This window comes from Leclercia sp. LTM14, from assembly GCF_023736175.1.
GTDB lineage: Bacteria > Pseudomonadota > Gammaproteobacteria > Enterobacterales > Enterobacteriaceae > Enterobacter > Enterobacter barmai.
Genome location: NZ_JAIKTT010000014.1, coordinates 67,803 through 81,814, shown reverse-complemented (window position 1 = coordinate 81,814; position 14,012 = coordinate 67,803). Strand labels below are relative to the sequence as shown.

The 14,012-nt window shown below is 52.1% G+C and carries 14 protein-coding genes and 1 pseudogene; 13 read left to right on the top strand and 2 right to left on the bottom strand.

Annotation, left to right across the window (positions count from 1 at the left end; genetic code table 11):
- Positions 1-5: 5 nt before the first annotated feature.
- The 4 genes from K5I40_RS21815 to K5I40_RS21800 all read left to right on the top strand — a co-directional run bounded on the left by K5I40_RS21815 (position 6) and on the right by K5I40_RS21800 (position 3,935).
- Positions 6-944, top strand: coding sequence for an XdhC family protein (locus K5I40_RS21815; RefSeq protein ID WP_223075565.1), 939 nt, complete (start codon positions 6-8; stop codon positions 942-944).
- Positions 945-1,068: 124 nt separating this feature from the next.
- Positions 1,069-1,683, top strand: a complete 615-nt coding sequence (locus tag K5I40_RS21810; protein WP_052246226.1) for a hypothetical protein — start codon at positions 1,069-1,071, stop codon at positions 1,681-1,683.
- Between the two features lie 315 nt (positions 1,684-1,998).
- Entirely contained in the window at positions 1,999-2,541 is a 543-nt protein-coding gene (locus tag K5I40_RS21805; RefSeq protein ID WP_223075566.1) for a DUF3916 domain-containing protein, read from the top strand.
- Positions 2,542-2,732: 191 nt separating this feature from the next.
- Complete coding sequence (locus K5I40_RS21800) at positions 2,733-3,935, top strand: multidrug effflux MFS transporter (protein WP_223075567.1); 1,203 nt, start codon at positions 2,733-2,735, stop codon at positions 3,933-3,935.
- A 176-nt stretch (positions 3,936-4,111) separates the two neighbouring features.
- Here the strand turns inward: K5I40_RS21800 and K5I40_RS21795 are convergent, their stop codons facing one another.
- Positions 4,112-5,161 (bottom strand): alpha/beta hydrolase, encoded by a 1,050-nt coding sequence (locus K5I40_RS21795; RefSeq protein WP_223075568.1) that lies wholly within the window; start codon positions 5,159-5,161, stop codon positions 4,112-4,114.
- A gap of 229 nt (positions 5,162-5,390) precedes the next feature.
- On the opposite strand from K5I40_RS21795, the gene K5I40_RS21790 reads away from it, so the two are divergent.
- From K5I40_RS21790 to K5I40_RS21765, 6 genes are all read left to right on the top strand, one after another.
- Entirely contained in the window at positions 5,391-6,071 is a 681-nt protein-coding gene (locus K5I40_RS21790; protein WP_223075569.1) for a heavy metal response regulator transcription factor, read from the top strand.
- A 15-nt stretch (positions 6,072-6,086) separates the two neighbouring features.
- Positions 6,087-7,544, top strand: coding sequence for a heavy metal sensor histidine kinase (locus tag K5I40_RS21785; RefSeq protein WP_223075570.1), 1,458 nt, complete (start codon positions 6,087-6,089; stop codon positions 7,542-7,544).
- 64 nt (positions 7,545-7,608) lie between these two features.
- Positions 7,609-8,085: a cupin domain-containing protein gene (locus K5I40_RS21780; protein ID WP_042395262.1), complete on the top strand. Its 477-nt coding sequence runs from the start codon at positions 7,609-7,611 to the stop codon at positions 8,083-8,085.
- Complete coding sequence (locus K5I40_RS21775) at positions 8,063-8,824, top strand: carboxymuconolactone decarboxylase family protein (RefSeq protein ID WP_223075571.1); 762 nt, start codon at positions 8,063-8,065, stop codon at positions 8,822-8,824. Before K5I40_RS21780 ends, K5I40_RS21775 begins: the two co-directional genes overlap by 23 nt.
- Before the next feature lie 9 nt (positions 8,825-8,833).
- Positions 8,834-9,418, top strand: coding sequence for a flavodoxin (locus K5I40_RS21770; protein ID WP_223075572.1), 585 nt, complete (start codon positions 8,834-8,836; stop codon positions 9,416-9,418).
- A 107-nt stretch (positions 9,419-9,525) separates the two neighbouring features.
- Positions 9,526-10,590, top strand: a complete 1,065-nt coding sequence (locus tag K5I40_RS21765) for an alpha/beta fold hydrolase (RefSeq protein ID WP_223075573.1) — start codon at positions 9,526-9,528, stop codon at positions 10,588-10,590.
- Positions 10,591-10,705: 115 nt separating this feature from the next.
- Here the strand turns inward: K5I40_RS21765 and K5I40_RS21760 are convergent.
- Positions 10,706-11,790 (bottom strand): annotated as a pseudogene (locus tag K5I40_RS21760) (LacI family DNA-binding transcriptional regulator).
- Positions 11,791-11,979: 189 nt separating this feature from the next.
- Between K5I40_RS21760 and K5I40_RS21755 the strand changes: the two are divergent.
- The 3 genes from K5I40_RS21755 to K5I40_RS21745 are packed head-to-tail and all read left to right on the top strand — an operon-like array spanning position 11,980 to position 13,991.
- Positions 11,980-12,423 carry a PTS sugar transporter subunit IIA gene (locus tag K5I40_RS21755; protein WP_039032109.1) on the top strand — a complete coding sequence of 148 codons (444 nt, stop codon included), beginning with the start codon at positions 11,980-11,982 and terminating at the stop codon, positions 12,421-12,423.
- Positions 12,424-12,430: 7 nt separating this feature from the next.
- The gene (locus K5I40_RS21750) at positions 12,431-12,697 is read left to right on the top strand and encodes a PTS sugar transporter subunit IIB (protein ID WP_039032108.1); all 267 of its coding nucleotides are present in this window, start codon (positions 12,431-12,433) and stop codon (positions 12,695-12,697) included.
- Between the two features lie 31 nt (positions 12,698-12,728).
- Positions 12,729-13,991: a PTS ascorbate transporter subunit IIC gene (locus K5I40_RS21745; RefSeq protein WP_223075574.1), complete on the top strand. Its 1,263-nt coding sequence runs from the start codon at positions 12,729-12,731 to the stop codon at positions 13,989-13,991.
- The last annotated feature ends 21 nt before the right edge of the window (positions 13,992-14,012 follow it).

The following is a 14,012-nucleotide window of genomic DNA, read 5'->3' as shown; positions in this document are numbered from 1 at the left end:
AGAGGATGCTGCAACACGCTGCGCTGACAGAACAGATTATACCCGAACAAGCCTTTGCTACCGACGACAGCGTGGCGGTGCTGCGCTTCGCGGCGGAGGGGTTAAACGCAGGCATGGCGGTGGCGCTGGTGACCCTGGTGGAGATCCGCGGCGGTGCCGCCAGGCCGCTGGGGGCGCAGATGGCCGTTCGTGAGGACGGCTTATATTGCGGCTATGTCTCCGGCGGCTGCGTGGAGTCCGCTGCCGCTTACGAGGCGCTGGAAACCCTCGCAAGCGGCAAAGACCGTCAGGTGAAGTACGGCGAGGGATCGCCGTGGTTCGACATCGTGCTGCCCTGCGGCGGCGGGATTACCCTGAACATCCATAAACTGCGCTCGGTGCAGCCGCTGCTGGCGGTATTGAACAGCCTGGCGCAGCGCAAACCGGTGGGATTGCGCTATCACGCCCCGTCGGAGTCGTTGCACTCAGTGCCCGGGACAACCCGGACAGGTTGGAAGGACGATCTTTTTGAGCAGAGCTATCGCCCCAGTGTGCGGATACTGATTTACGGGGGCTCAGTGGAGGCGCAGGCCACCGCCCGCGTGGCCCAGGCGGCGGGGTATGAGGTTCAGTGCAACCCGCGCAGGGTTGAGCGGATGGATGCCGATACGGCGGTGATTTTGCTCTGGCACGATGGGCACAAGGAGCTTCCGGTGCTGGAGGCCGCCCTGACGGCAGCCCCTTTTTATATCGGTGCCCTCGGCAGCCGTCGCACCCACCAGCGGCGGGTCGAGAAGCTGTTTGAACTGGGCTGGAAAGAGTCGGATATCGCGCGCATCAAGGCGCCGATTGGGATTTTTCCTCAGGCGCGGGATGCGAATACGCTGGCGCTGTCGGTGGTGGCGGACGTGGCGGCGGCGCGTTTGCATCAGGAAGAACCTATCAAAATTAATGGGTTGGGCTGATTTTACGCCTGGTTTCCTGAGTGCATGTTAAATTATTTAACACTGTTTCATCGTGTGGACGGGTTACCACACACTTGAAGCTGAAAATGGAAATCGCACTTAACTAACCCCTACAGGAAAGTAGATGAAAAAAACTCTCTTCGCATTGCCCCCTGCCATTCTTATGGCTTTACCTTGTATCGTCTCCCCCGCCAGCGCCGCGCAGCCGGTGCATGCTGTTGATGTAAAATCCTTTGATGTCGGCGGCGTGAAGACCGGGATGAGCGTTGAACAAGCCCGAGCAGCGATGCAGAAAAATTTTGGTGTCTCAGCCGACAAAATCGAAGCCTCTAAGTCTGCGACATACCAGGTGGCAACTAAGATTACCGGGAGCCCGCAGGTTATGTATCTGGTCTATGAGAACAACGGTACCCGGATGCAGGTAAGTTTCGAACCTCGCGTCCCTTACGACAAAAGCAACCCGATGGCTGCAGCCTTGATCTCCTATGAGATCCCTTGGACGAGCGATAATGCAGCGTCAATGAAGGAAGCCGCACTGGCAAAATATGGCCCGGTTTCCGCCCCTGATACGAACCCTATATGGTGTGAAAAACCCCTGCCCGGGACAGGCATGGGATGCGAACAGGGTACAGCCGAACTGAAAGTGGCCAGCACAAAACTGACGTTGATCGATCCTGCCTGGCAAAACGCCAGGATAAAATTCATGGATCAGCAAAACGCGACCAAGCCGCAGTTTTAACGTCGCTGGGCAGCCTGTCTTCCTTCTCCATAGAAGCGTTAAGGGAGACAGGATGCAAAATTCAATGAAACCACCTGATAAATCCTGGCGAATTCACAGGCTATTTAAATAAAGCCTTGGGTTATGCTTTTGCGACATTACTGCCAAAGGGAATGTGACGGGACTGCTTTGAGCAAAGAGCGGACATAAATTCTCATAAGCCGATTGCGGTGCGTTATATTGCAGACGTAACGATAAGCGGAACAACTTAGGATAGAATGCTCTTGTATAGGGGCAAAACGTGAACCGTTTAAGCAGCTAATAGTTACATTATTTATGAGTAGACGACTTAACAGAGATCATAGAACCAAAGTCAGAAATATTACCCGACGCATAAAAGCTCTTAATCGTTGGGCTGGTACTTTTTATAGCCCTGAACGTAGTATTTTTCCAGAAGAAGAGCATTACTGGAATTTCAAAATTCCGGTAGATATAAATCTCGTTCAGGGAAAATACAGCACGCTTAAAACCAAAGCAGCTTGTGCACAAGCTTTAATTAATGCTTGTTCAAACCTCATAACGGCTACTGCTAGTATGAATTACAGCCCTCGAATTACCGCTATGGTATGTCTTCCAGATATGTTTACAAGTGAGGTCTGTCTTTATCGCTCCGAAGAATATTATCAAGGCTTCATAACTGAAGATCGTTCTGAAAATGGTGCTTCTGCTTTGATCAAAGATCGTAGTCTTGCTGCTGAATGGGGACTCGTTCTGCCAGATAACGTACAGGAAATAGGTATCACACTCGAATATTATGGAAGCGACGATCGTGATGAATGGTTCACGGGAGAACGCTGGTATTATGGTCAGGTGACTTAAGAGACCTTCATTCATTTGATTAAAAATAAATCACTTATAAAAAGGGATGCTACTTTTGTCTATAAAAGCGTTATCTGATAAATTAACTTTCATTAATGAATGTCATTCATAGTCCCTATCCTCCCACCTGTGATTATCAGCGAGCGCAAACCCGTTAACATGCTTTATCTTTACATGTCCAACGGATCACCATGCTTAATCAACAGGTACAAACACAGTCGGCTACAGCTAAAAAAACTGGTCTCTCGTTTCTACTCATTCTCAGCGCCCTGATGGCTGTTACCTCTTTATCAACCGACATCTATCTTCCTGCTATGCCCTTGATGGCCAAAGATTTGCAGGGTGATGCGGAGCTGACAATCACCGGGTTCCTTATCGGTTTTTGCATTGCGCAACTGATTTGGGGGCCGATTAGCGATCGTTATGGGCGTCGTCTGCCACTGTTTATCGGTTTAGGGCTGTTCATCATCGGCTCGGTGGGCTGTGCGTTATCAACAGATATCGTTCAAATAGTCTTCTGGCGTGTTTTTCAGGCGTTAGGTGCCTGTACCGGGCCGATGTTGGCACGAGCAATGATCCGTGACCTGTTTAGCCGCACTCGTGCAGCACAAATGCTTTCTACACTGATGATAATCATGGCCATCGCGCCGATTGCCGGGCCCCTGATCGGCGGGCAGATGATTAAAGTCACCTCGTGGCATGCCATTTTCTGGCTGCTGGCGATTATCGGCACATTAATGCTGATGTCTTTATTCTGGTTACCGGAGACGTTACCTGCTGAAAAACGTTCGAAAGCGTCCGTATCCAGCGCCTTTAGTAACTATTACGCATTACTGACCAACGCCAAATATATGCGTTTTACCCTCTGCCTGACGTTCTACTACGTTGCAGCCTATGCCTTTATCACCGGATCTCCGTTTGTCTACATCACGTACTTCGGCGTTGATCCGCAGCATTACGGTTGGCTGTTTGCAGTAAACATTTTTGGACTGATGGCGGTGAGTATGGTCAACAGACGTCTGGTTCACCGCTACCCACTGGAAGCGTTGCTCAGGAAGGCCGTATTCGTCGCCACTCTTGCGGCAATAGTGCTGGCGGTCACCACCGGCCTGGGCGTAGGTGGAATTACCGTGATTGTCGGCGCTGTGTTCGTGTTCTTCTCTATGAATGGCATCATCGCGGCGACATCCACGGCCTGCGCATTAGATGCAGTGCCTAATGTGGCGGGTTCCGCGTCGGCGCTCATGGGCGCGTTACAATACGGCAGCGGCATCATCTCTTCACTTCTTCTCGCGCTGTTCAGTGATGGCACACCCTGGACGATGGGCTGGATAATCGCGTTGTTTACAGCAGCCAGCGCCGTAATGGCACTGACCGTTCAGATAAAAAAGTGACCACTATATTTCCGCCACGCTTATGAATTTAACTCATAGCGCCTATTTAAATAGCGTAATTATCTTTAACCGCAACTTCGTTAATCTGGATCTATCGAGTGAATATTCAAGCGGAAAGTGGCTGTAACTGACAGGCATACCCCAGCCTGTACGGCTGGGGCGTCATCGCAGGCTAGTTAAATATTCTTATCGAAGAAGACGTCTAACTGTTGCATCGCCTGGTCAACGTATTTTGGCACCCAGTACGTCTCGATATGGGTAGCGCCGTCGATCAGGAAAAGTTCTTTGTCCTTCGTCCCGGTGGCTTTCGCGAACGCATCTTCAGTCATATAGAGCGTATCGGCTTTTGTACCGGCAATCATCAGCAGCGGTTTATTGATGAGATTGATATGGTCCGTTACGTCAAAGCTCATCAAATCCAGAAGACTGCTGGTGGTGTATTTAAACGTGGAGTTCGGATGCGCATGGGTTTTCCAGTAGTACTCGTAGCCCTGGCGATATAAGGCAAAAGGTAATTTAGCAATCTGTTCATCAGTCAGGTTGGCATCGCCGGAGTATAGGACTTCGCCTCCGGCGGCTTCCTGAGCCCGTGCATCAGAAGCCTGCTGAAGACGCTGCTGGACAGTATCCAGCTGTGAATCCTGCATACCGTTGCGGCGCACAAGGCCTGAATTAAACATGCTGATGGTTGCTATCGATTTGAACCGCTTGTCAGTTTCGGCCGCAACAAGTGAATACCCGCCGCCTCCGCAAATACCCAGCAGACCAAGGCGGGCGGTATCTACACCAGGATACTGGCTGATGTAGTCAGCCATGCCGTGAATGTCCTCGATACGATTAGCAGGTTTATCCACGCTGCGCGGCATTCCGCCGCTGGCACCCTGATACGCCGCATCGGCGGTAATCGTGATGTATCCCTGCTCGGCAAGACGCTGGGCATACAACCCGGCGACCTGTTCTTTTACGCCGCCATTAGGATGTGCCACCACTACAGCAGGGTATTTTTTGGCGGGATCGTAGTTAGCAGGGGTATAGACATTCGCAGCAATCTGGATGCCATGCAGATCGTATTTCACGGGATGAATGTTGACCTTGCCTTTGACGTTCTCAGTTATGGCACCGTCATAGACGAGTGTGAATGGATTTTTTTTGTAATCAGCCGCATTGACTGAGGTCACTCCGGCCATTGCCGTGAGTAGCATTGCACTGATAAGCGTGAATTTCATGGTCTCTCCCGATGAGTGTCGGCCTGGTTATACAGGCCCGCAGAATCAAATTTGCAGGCTCAGATTAGGGAGAGAGGGCTGTCAGCATAGTGACAGAGAAATAACATTTTTGTCAGGAACAGAACGGGTGGGAAGCATTTCTGACAGCGCTGTCAGGTAGCCGTCAGCTTTATGTTGGCAATCAAGAAGCAGAATGATCCCGATTGGATAGTTAAGAGGAAGTCCCGTTATGCGTCTGTTGTTAGTCGAAGATGAAGAAAAAACGTCAACCTATCTCAACCGTGCGCTGGGTGAGTCCGGGTTTACGGTAGATGTCTCTGCAGATGGCGCGGAAGGTCTTCATTACGCGCTGGAGTTCGACTACGACGCGATAATACTGGATGTGATGCTGCCGGGGATGGACGGCTACCGGGTACTGGAGGGCGTGCGGGCAATCAAACAGACGCCGGTACTGATGCTCTCGGCACGGGGATCGGTCGACGAGCGCGTTAAAGGGCTGCGTCTTGGCGCGGATGATTATCTGCCCAAGCCCTTTTCGCTTATTGAACTGGTGGCGCGTATTCAGGCGCTGGTGCGCCGCCGCGCTACGGATGGCGCAGACATCACCCAGCTGCAAATTCACGATCTGCATCTCGACCTGCTGGCTCGTCGCGTATTTCGCGCCGGAACACGGCTGGAGCTGACCGCGAAAGAGTTTTCCCTGTTGAGCCTTCTGGCCCGGCATCAGGGAGAGATTCTGTCAAAAATGATGATTGCGGAGCAGATATGGGACATGAACTTCGACAGCGATGCCAACGTGGTTGAAGTGGCCATTAAACGACTTCGGGCCAAAGTGGATGCGCCGTTCGATATCAAGCTGTTACATACCGTTCGTGGCATGGGGTATGTCCTCGAAGTCCGGTCCGAATAAATGAAGGGGATAAGCATGCCTAAGCGTTCCATCTCCGTTCACCTGGCGCTGATGTTTGCCTTATCCGCGCTGCTGATTGTGTCCGTTATCGGTATCCTGCTCAGAAGCTCCCTGCATGACTCTTTGCAAAAGCAGATGCACAACGAGCTGCTGTTTCGCGAATCATTAATGAGTCCGTGGATCACCGCACGAACCTCGGCTGACGGCTGGTCACTGCTTGCCAATAAATTCACCGTGTTAACCAATTCTGAAGGTGAGCGCGTTCGCTACTGGATAGTGAGCGATAACCCACGCTTTAGCATGGGGGGAACGCCACCGGTGGGCGTTCAGTGGTCTTCTTTACAGGAAGGCTTTAATAAAGTGCCCGGCGCATCAGAAGGTGCCTGCTCGCTGTTCCTTTTAGTGAAAACGATACCCGCCAACGGTGAAAGGCCTGAGCTGCGCTATGTGGTTGCCATCGACTCCACGCCGTACATGGGCACACTCGATGCGTTCACGCGTACATTACTGATCATTACCGCACTGGGCGTCGTGATTGTCGCCTTACTGGGATACGTCGTGTCAAGGATCGGTCTTCGTCCCGTTGGGGCGCTCAGTAAACAGGCGAGGCAACTCGCTCCCGGGGACCATGGTCAGCGCCTGAATACCGAAGCATTACCTGACGAATTACAGCAATTAGCATCATCTTTTAATGGCGTGCTGGAACGGCAAGAGGTCGCCTGGCGGCAGCTCGAAAGCTTTAATGCCGATGTTGCGCATGAGCTCCGGACTCCGCTGACTAACCTGATCGGCCAGACGCAGCTGGGGCTTTCGCGCCGACGCTCGCAGGATGAACTGGAAGAGTTACTGGGTTCCAATCTGGAAGAACTTGAACGCATGACGTCTATCGTTAACGACATGCTGTTCCTGTCCCATGCCCATGCGGGTGAACATGCGTCCCAGCTTACCCAAGTGTCCCTGCGGGAAGAAACGCTGAAAACAGCGGAGTATGTAGAGCCTTCTTTTGCTGAAAAACAGCTTTCTCTGGATGTGGAAGGCGACGTCACCGCGCATATCGACCGACGACTGTTCCACCGCTCACTGGCTAATTTACTGGAAAATAGCGCAAGGCACTCACCCTCCAACAGCACGGTTACGGTGCGGTTAAGCGAAACCGGTCATCAAGCCTGTATTGAAGTGTCAAACCCGGGCGATCCGATAGCACCAGAGCACTTACACCGACTTTTCGAGCGGTTCTATCGCGTTGATACCTCCCGAGCCAGGAGTGATACCCATCATGGACTGGGCCTGTCGATCGTGCGTGCCGTCGCCATTATGCACAGGGGAGATGTCTTTGCCCGTAGTAAAGGTGGCATCAATACATTTGGCCTCACCTTTGCGATACATGCGGATAAAGCGGCGGGCAATACTCAATCCGGCGCTGAGCCGGGACCCGGGTTAACTGACAGAATTGTCAGGGGGGCGTCAGCCTGACGTCATTACCCCCTCGATAAAATCATCGCAGGCAATCCCCTCTTCATTGATAAGGACGCTTTGCATGATCGGACATTTACGTTACCTCGGGCTGTTACTGCCTATTACATTTTCATCCTGGGCAGCGGAACAAAATCCCGCTGTCCATATCGCCCCTGCAGGAAGTCAGAACGCGGTGTTCGGGCCAGCCGAGAACTTTACCGGTCGTGTCAGGGTTGATCCTCTCTTCAAACCGGATAACGACATCCCTGTTTCCGGGGCTTATGTCACGTTTGAACCCGGCGCTCGTTCCGCCTGGCATACGCATCCGGCAGGTCAGCGGCTTATTGTGACCTCGGGTGTTGGGCTCACCCAGCAAGAAGGCCAGCCGGTGCAGGTTATCCGCGCCGGTGACGTTGTCTCTTGCCCGGCGGGCGTCAAACACTGGCACGGGGCGGCCCCCGGCAGCGCGATGACGCATCTGGCGATAACCGGGATTGTGGATGGCAAAAGCGTTAACTGGATGGAGAAAGTGACAGATGAACAATACCACGCCCATTAAAGCATTAGCGGCAGCGGTACTGCTGACCTTTGGTTTTGGTCTCGCGGCACATGCTGCGCCCGTCAATAAAGGAGCCTCAGAAATGAACCACGAACAAAAGGTTTCAGATACGCTGTCAGCCCGCCAACAGGCCATCCCGTTGATTGCGGCATCGATGGCCAGCAGTCAGATGGATAAGCTGAATGCAGCACTGAATCAGGGACTGGATGCCGGGCTTACGATAAACGAAACCAAAGAGATTCTCGTCCAGCTTTATGCCTATACGGGCTTCCCTCGTAGCCTGAATGCGCTTAATGAACTGATGAAAGTCGTCGAAGCACGTAAACAACGTGGTATCAAAGACGTTGAGGGTAAAGAGCCGGTTGCCCCGATCCCCGTTGGAGATGAGCTTCGCCGTGCCGGTACCGCAAACCAGACAAAAATCTCAGGCGCTCCCGTCCAGGGCCCGCTGTTTGATTTTGCCCCGGTGATTAACCAGTTTCTGCAAACGCATCTGTTCGGCGACATTTTCGCCCGCGATAACCTCGACTGGCAAAGCCGCGAGCTGGCAACGGTTGGCGCATTAGCGGCCACGCCAGGCGTTGAATCACAACTGCTGTCGCATACGCGAGCAAGCATGCGGGTCGGCCTGACGGCAGCGCAGCTGCGCCAGCTGGCACAGGTTCTGCGTGAACATGGCGAAAGTGATGCAGCAACGCGAGCTGAAAAAGCGCTGCAGCAGGCGCTAGCAAACAATTAGGAGTGGATTATGGAGCATGATCCCAACCGCAGAATGTTAATCACCGCACTTGCCGGGCTCACGCTGGCGAACGTCTCTCTGGCATCGGCAGCCACCGGAACTGCAAACGTGCAGGGTAAAAGCCGTGTTCTGGTGGCGTACTTTTCCCGCAGCGGAAACACACGCGTCATTGCGGGCGTCATTCACCGCAGCCTGAATACCGATCTGTTTGAAATCGAACCGGCTACGCCTTATCCGGAAGACTATTTTCAGACCGTTGAACAGGCGAAAAATGAGCGTGAGCGAGGCGTAAAACCGGCATTAAAAAATAGCGTTGCAGATATCTCACGCTACGAGACCCTGTATTTAGGCTTTCCGATCTGGGGGACCAGCGTGCCGCCTGTCGTGCAAGCATTTCTCAGCAGCCACAACCTTGCGGGCAAATTACTCATCCCCTTTATTACTCACGGTGGCTACGGTAAAGGAGACAGCGACGACATCCTTGCCAGTCTCGCCCCAACTGCGCGTCAGGAAAAACCGCTGGTCATTGAATGCGACCAGGAGCGAAGAACCACTGAAACGGTAACAAGTTGGTTAGAGACAATACGCAGTTAATCGTCCGCATTCATGAGTCTGCCAAATAAGGGCAATCAGGGGTGCTAAATAATTACCGCTGACTACTCAGATATGATTGAACGGCAAACATAACAGAGGATGTAATCTTGAAGACAATCTTAAAAACGCTGGCCATCTGCGTAATGGCGGGTGGCCTGGTGGCTCAGTCGGTATACGCCGAGCCGCTGGTCATTCAGGAACAGGGAAGCTTTTCTGCTGGTGGCACTATCATAACCGCACCAGGAACATTTGACGCGAAAAAGCCGCTGAATTCAGCTGGCCAAACCTGGCATGGCGATCATGCCTCTGTGTTCTACCAAATCCCGGAGAATCCGCATAAGTACCCTATTGTCATGCTGCACGGCGCGGGTCAGTTCTCCCGTACCTGGGAAAGCACTCCGGATGGTCGCGAAGGGTTCCAGAACATCTTCCTGCGTCGCGGGTTCTCAACCTATCTTGTCGATCAGCCGCGTCGGGGCAGCGCCGGGCGCACGACTGTAGAAGGTACTGTTACGCCTAAGCCGGATGAACAGATGTGGTTCAACCAGTTCCGCGTTGGCGTGTGGCCAGAGTATTTTAAGGGCGTTCAGTTCTCTCACGACAAAGAAGCGCTGAACCAGTATTTCCGTCAGATGACCCCAAATACCGGGCCGTTTGATATCAATGTCATCTCTGATGCGATGTCCGCCGTCGTGGATAAATCCGGCCCCGCTATCCTCTTCACCCACTCTCAGGGTGGCGGACCAGGCTGGTACACGGCGATGAAAAATGACAAGGTCAAAGCCATTGTCGCCTTCGAGCCAGGAAGCAGCTTTGTCTTCCCGGAAAAAGAACTCCCAGCCCCTATGCCAAGCGCGTTCGACACGCTGAAGGGTGAGCCGGTGCCGATGGAGCAGTTTATGGCACTGACCAAAATCCCGATTCTGATTATTTACGGCGATAACATACCGGATAAACCTGTCGCCATGCCCGCGCAGGACAGCTGGCGCGTACGCCTTGCGATGGCGCGTGAGTGGCGCGACGTGGTGAATAAGCATGGCGGGGATGTCACCGTGACACATCTGCCAGAAGTGGGAATTAAAGGGAATACCCACTTCCCGTTCTCTGATTTAAATAATGTGCAGATTGCTGATTTGGTTAGTCAGTTTTTGAAAGAGAAAAATCTGCAATAGGGAGAAATGTTATCAACAGAGAGTATCAGCCCGACACACTCTCATGCCGACGCCCAGTGACCAACAGTTATCCTGCCGTATCTGGCGGGATAACAAATCAATAATGTTAATCGCCCTATTGTTTTCTGGTGCTGGCGCGAACCTGTAAAGTTGATGGTAATTCAATGACTTTATCTGTCGATTTATCCGCCAGCAGATCCAGCAACGTTTTACCTGCCACAGTTCCCGTTTCACTCCAGGGGAATTCGACCGCAGTCAGAGCCGGGGAGCAAACCGCTGCAAGGGTCCCTCCACTCAAACTTGCCAATGCCAGCGCGTCGGGCACTTTTTGCCCCGCACCGTTGCAGGCCATGATGCAGCCGCAGGCAATTTCATCAGATGTACAAATCAGGGCATCCAGCTCAGGCCAGGTGATACGAATATCGCCCAGCAGGTTCAAACCGGTTGTAATACCCGCTGGCAGGTGAGAAGTAACCACGCGATGCGGGGAGTTGTTAACCGAGAGCATAGCGCTGTTCCAACCGCTCAGTACCTGGCGAAACATAATGTTATTGGAGGCGGTGCAAAGCAGGCCAATATTTTTATATCCGGCCTGTACCAGCGACGTGACCAGCTTTTTGATGGCTGCAGCGTAGTCAACGCCAATGCTGACCCAGCTTGCGTCGCGATTGATGGCACCAATCTCAACCACCGGCACGCCGGTGTTGATTATCATTGCGAGCAACTGCCGATGTTATCAATATTGAACTGGACAATCGCCGCCGGGTTGTAGGCGAGCATTTGCGCAAACGCATTTTCTTCACTCTGCCCCCCCTGGCCGGACTCGATAAACATCATGCTGTAGCCCTGGGTCCCGAGCACGGTCTGCAGCGTTTCGGAGACGGCAAGAAAGCCCGGGGAGGAAAAAGAGGGAACCACGCCCATCACCAGGCTGGAGTCAGCAGAGGCAAGGCTACGGGCCTGCAGGTTTGGCACATAGCCCAACTCGCTCACCGCCGCTTCAATACGGGTGCGCAGTTCAGGATTCACTTTTTCAGGCATACGTAACGCGCGCGACACGGTCATCGTGCTAACGCCGACCAGTTTAGCAACTTCAGCGAGCGTGATTTTACCGGTGTTTTTTCTGCGTTTTTCTCTCCCGCTATCGTCCGCTTCTAACGTCTGCACTGATGTCCTCCTCTCGCCTGAATGGGCAGCCATTGTAATTGATGTTTAGCGTTTTGCGCATTGCACAACTGAAAAGTAATGATAAGTTTGATTAGCAAAGTTAGCGGTAACAAGAATTTTAACATTACATCCATGTTAGCGCTAACTTTGAGAGAATGATCACGGTAAGCCACGAAAACATTCCACTATAGTAGTCCCACTTTCAACGCTATCGGGGTATTTATGATTACGAGATGGTTACCTGCAGAAAATATCCAGATTGTAGATTCAGTTAGCGACTGGAAACAGGCCATTACATTATCGGCTCAACCCTTATTGGCGAAAGAGACGATCACTGAAGACTATATTCAAGCCATTTTTAACAGCCACCGGGAACTTGGTCCTTATTATGTTCTGGCACCTGGCCTGGCGATGCCTCATGCTCGCCCGGAACAAGGAGCAATTAAAAACGGGCTATCGCTTTTACATATTAAGCAAGGCGTTTCTTTTGCCGCAGAAGAGAATGACCCTATTTACGTTGTGATTATGTTATGTGCGCTTTCGGGAGATGAGCACATCAATATGATTACAGCCCTGGCGGACATTTTTAGCGATGATGAACGACTCTCAGCACTGCTGAAGGCATCATCAATGGAATCAATTCAGACCGTTATCAACGGGCAGTGAGGTAGAGATGAAAAAAGTTCTGATTGTTTGCGGTAACGGTTTAGGCAGCAGTTTTATCGTTGAAATGAACGTAAAAAAAATAATTAAAGAGCTGAATAAAGAAGCCGAGGTTTCCCATACCGATCTGACGTCAGCAAAAAGCGAAACGGCCGATATTATTCTTAGCGCCAGAGATATTGCTGAACATTTGTCAAACCATTCTGCACAGGTATTTGGTTTATCTAATCTGCTGGATAACAATAAAATCAAAGAAATTCTTTCCGAAAATCTCTGATTAATTATTTGCGGCCTTACGGAGTCATTCTATGCTGCAGTTTATTATTCATGATGTGTTGGGTACACCAGCAATACTGGTCGGTCTGTTTTCCCTGATCGGCTTATTATTGCAGAAAAAAGCCATTTCCGAAGTTATTTCCGGAACCCTCAAAACCATTATGGGTTTTGTGATATTAACATCCGGGGCGGCGATTGTCGCCACGACGTTAACAACGTTTAGCCAGCTGTTTGAGCACTCATTCCATATTCAGGGAGTGGTACCCAATACCGACGCCATGGCCGCGCTGGCGCAGAAAAACTACGGTACCGCGACGGCAATGATCATGGTGCTGGGGATGTTGTTTAACATCGTCCTTGCCCGTATCACGCCGCTGAAGTACATCTTCCTGACGGGGCACCACACGCTCTATATGTCGGCAATGCTGGCTGTCATCCTCTCTGTCGGCGGTCTGTCGCCGTTTTGGGTGGTACTGGTAGGGGCGGTGATCCTCGGCATCATGATGGTGGTCTCTCCGGCTATTCTGCAGCCGTTCACACGCAAAATTACTGGTACTGATGACCTGGCGCTGGGCCACTTTGGTTCAACCGGCTATCTGCTGTCGGCGCTGGTGGGGAAAGCGATCGGTAAAGGCAGTCCGTCGATTGAAGAGCTGAAGGTCCCGAAATCGCTGAACTTCCTGCGTGACTCCTCCGTCGCCATTTCGCTGACAATGATGATCCTGTTCGTGATTCTGGTCCTGATAGCCGGCAAAGAGTTTGTTGAAACCAGCATCAGCGGCGGTCAGAACTTTATCATCTTCGCCATTATTCAGTCGCTGACCTTCGCGGCAGGCGTGTGGATCATCCTCGCGGGTGTGCGCATGATTATTGCCGAAATTGTTCCGGCCTTTAAAGGCATCGCCGACAAGCTGGTGAAAGATGCCAAACCGGCGCTCGACTGCCCTACCGTCTTTCCATTCGCCCCGAACGCGGTGATCGTCGGATTTCTGTCAAGCTTTGCAGCTGGTCTGGTGAGTATGTTCCTGTGCCCACTGTTTGGATTGAGCGTCATCGTTCCCGGCCTGGTACCGCACTTCTTCTGCGGCGCGACGGCGGGCGTTTACGGCAACATCTGCGGCGGTCGGCGCGGCGCGGTGGTGGGTGCATTCGCTCACGGTCTGCTGATTTCATTTTTGCCTGCGATTATGCTGCCTCTGATGGGCGACCTTGGCTTTGCATCCACCACCTTTGGCGATGCAGACTTCGGCGTTGTTGGCATCATTCTTGGGCATGTCGTGTCACTGTTTAACTAATTAACTCTTCTGGAGGTGAGG

Excerpts from the sequence above, each read along its gene's own strand:
- K5I40_RS21785 (WP_223075570.1), top strand. The coding sequence starts at position 6,087 with ATGCCTAAGCGTTCCATCTCCGTTCACCTGGCGCTGATGTTTGCCTTA.
- K5I40_RS21780 (WP_042395262.1), top strand. The coding sequence starts at position 7,609 with ATGATCGGACATTTACGTTACCTCGGGCTGTTACTGCCTATTACATTT.
- K5I40_RS21775 (WP_223075571.1), top strand. The coding sequence starts at position 8,063 with ATGAACAATACCACGCCCATTAAAGCATTAGCGGCAGCGGTACTGCTG.
- K5I40_RS21805 (WP_223075566.1), top strand. The coding sequence starts at position 1,999 with ATGAGTAGACGACTTAACAGAGATCATAGAACCAAAGTCAGAAATATT.
- K5I40_RS21790 (WP_223075569.1), top strand. The coding sequence starts at position 5,391 with ATGCGTCTGTTGTTAGTCGAAGATGAAGAAAAAACGTCAACCTATCTC.
- K5I40_RS21745 (WP_223075574.1), top strand. The coding sequence starts at position 12,729 with ATGCTGCAGTTTATTATTCATGATGTGTTGGGTACACCAGCAATACTG.
- K5I40_RS21815 (WP_223075565.1), top strand. The coding sequence starts at position 6 with ATGCTGCAACACGCTGCGCTGACAGAACAGATTATACCCGAACAAGCC.
- K5I40_RS21770 (WP_223075572.1), top strand. The coding sequence starts at position 8,834 with ATGGAGCATGATCCCAACCGCAGAATGTTAATCACCGCACTTGCCGGG.
- K5I40_RS21755 (WP_039032109.1), top strand. The coding sequence starts at position 11,980 with ATGATTACGAGATGGTTACCTGCAGAAAATATCCAGATTGTAGATTCA.
- K5I40_RS21800 (WP_223075567.1), top strand. The coding sequence starts at position 2,733 with ATGCTTAATCAACAGGTACAAACACAGTCGGCTACAGCTAAAAAAACT.
- K5I40_RS21750 (WP_039032108.1), top strand. The coding sequence starts at position 12,431 with ATGAAAAAAGTTCTGATTGTTTGCGGTAACGGTTTAGGCAGCAGTTTT.
- K5I40_RS21795 (WP_223075568.1), bottom strand. The coding sequence starts at position 5,161 with ATGAAATTCACGCTTATCAGTGCAATGCTACTCACGGCAATGGCCGGA.
- K5I40_RS21810 (WP_052246226.1), top strand. The coding sequence starts at position 1,069 with ATGAAAAAAACTCTCTTCGCATTGCCCCCTGCCATTCTTATGGCTTTA.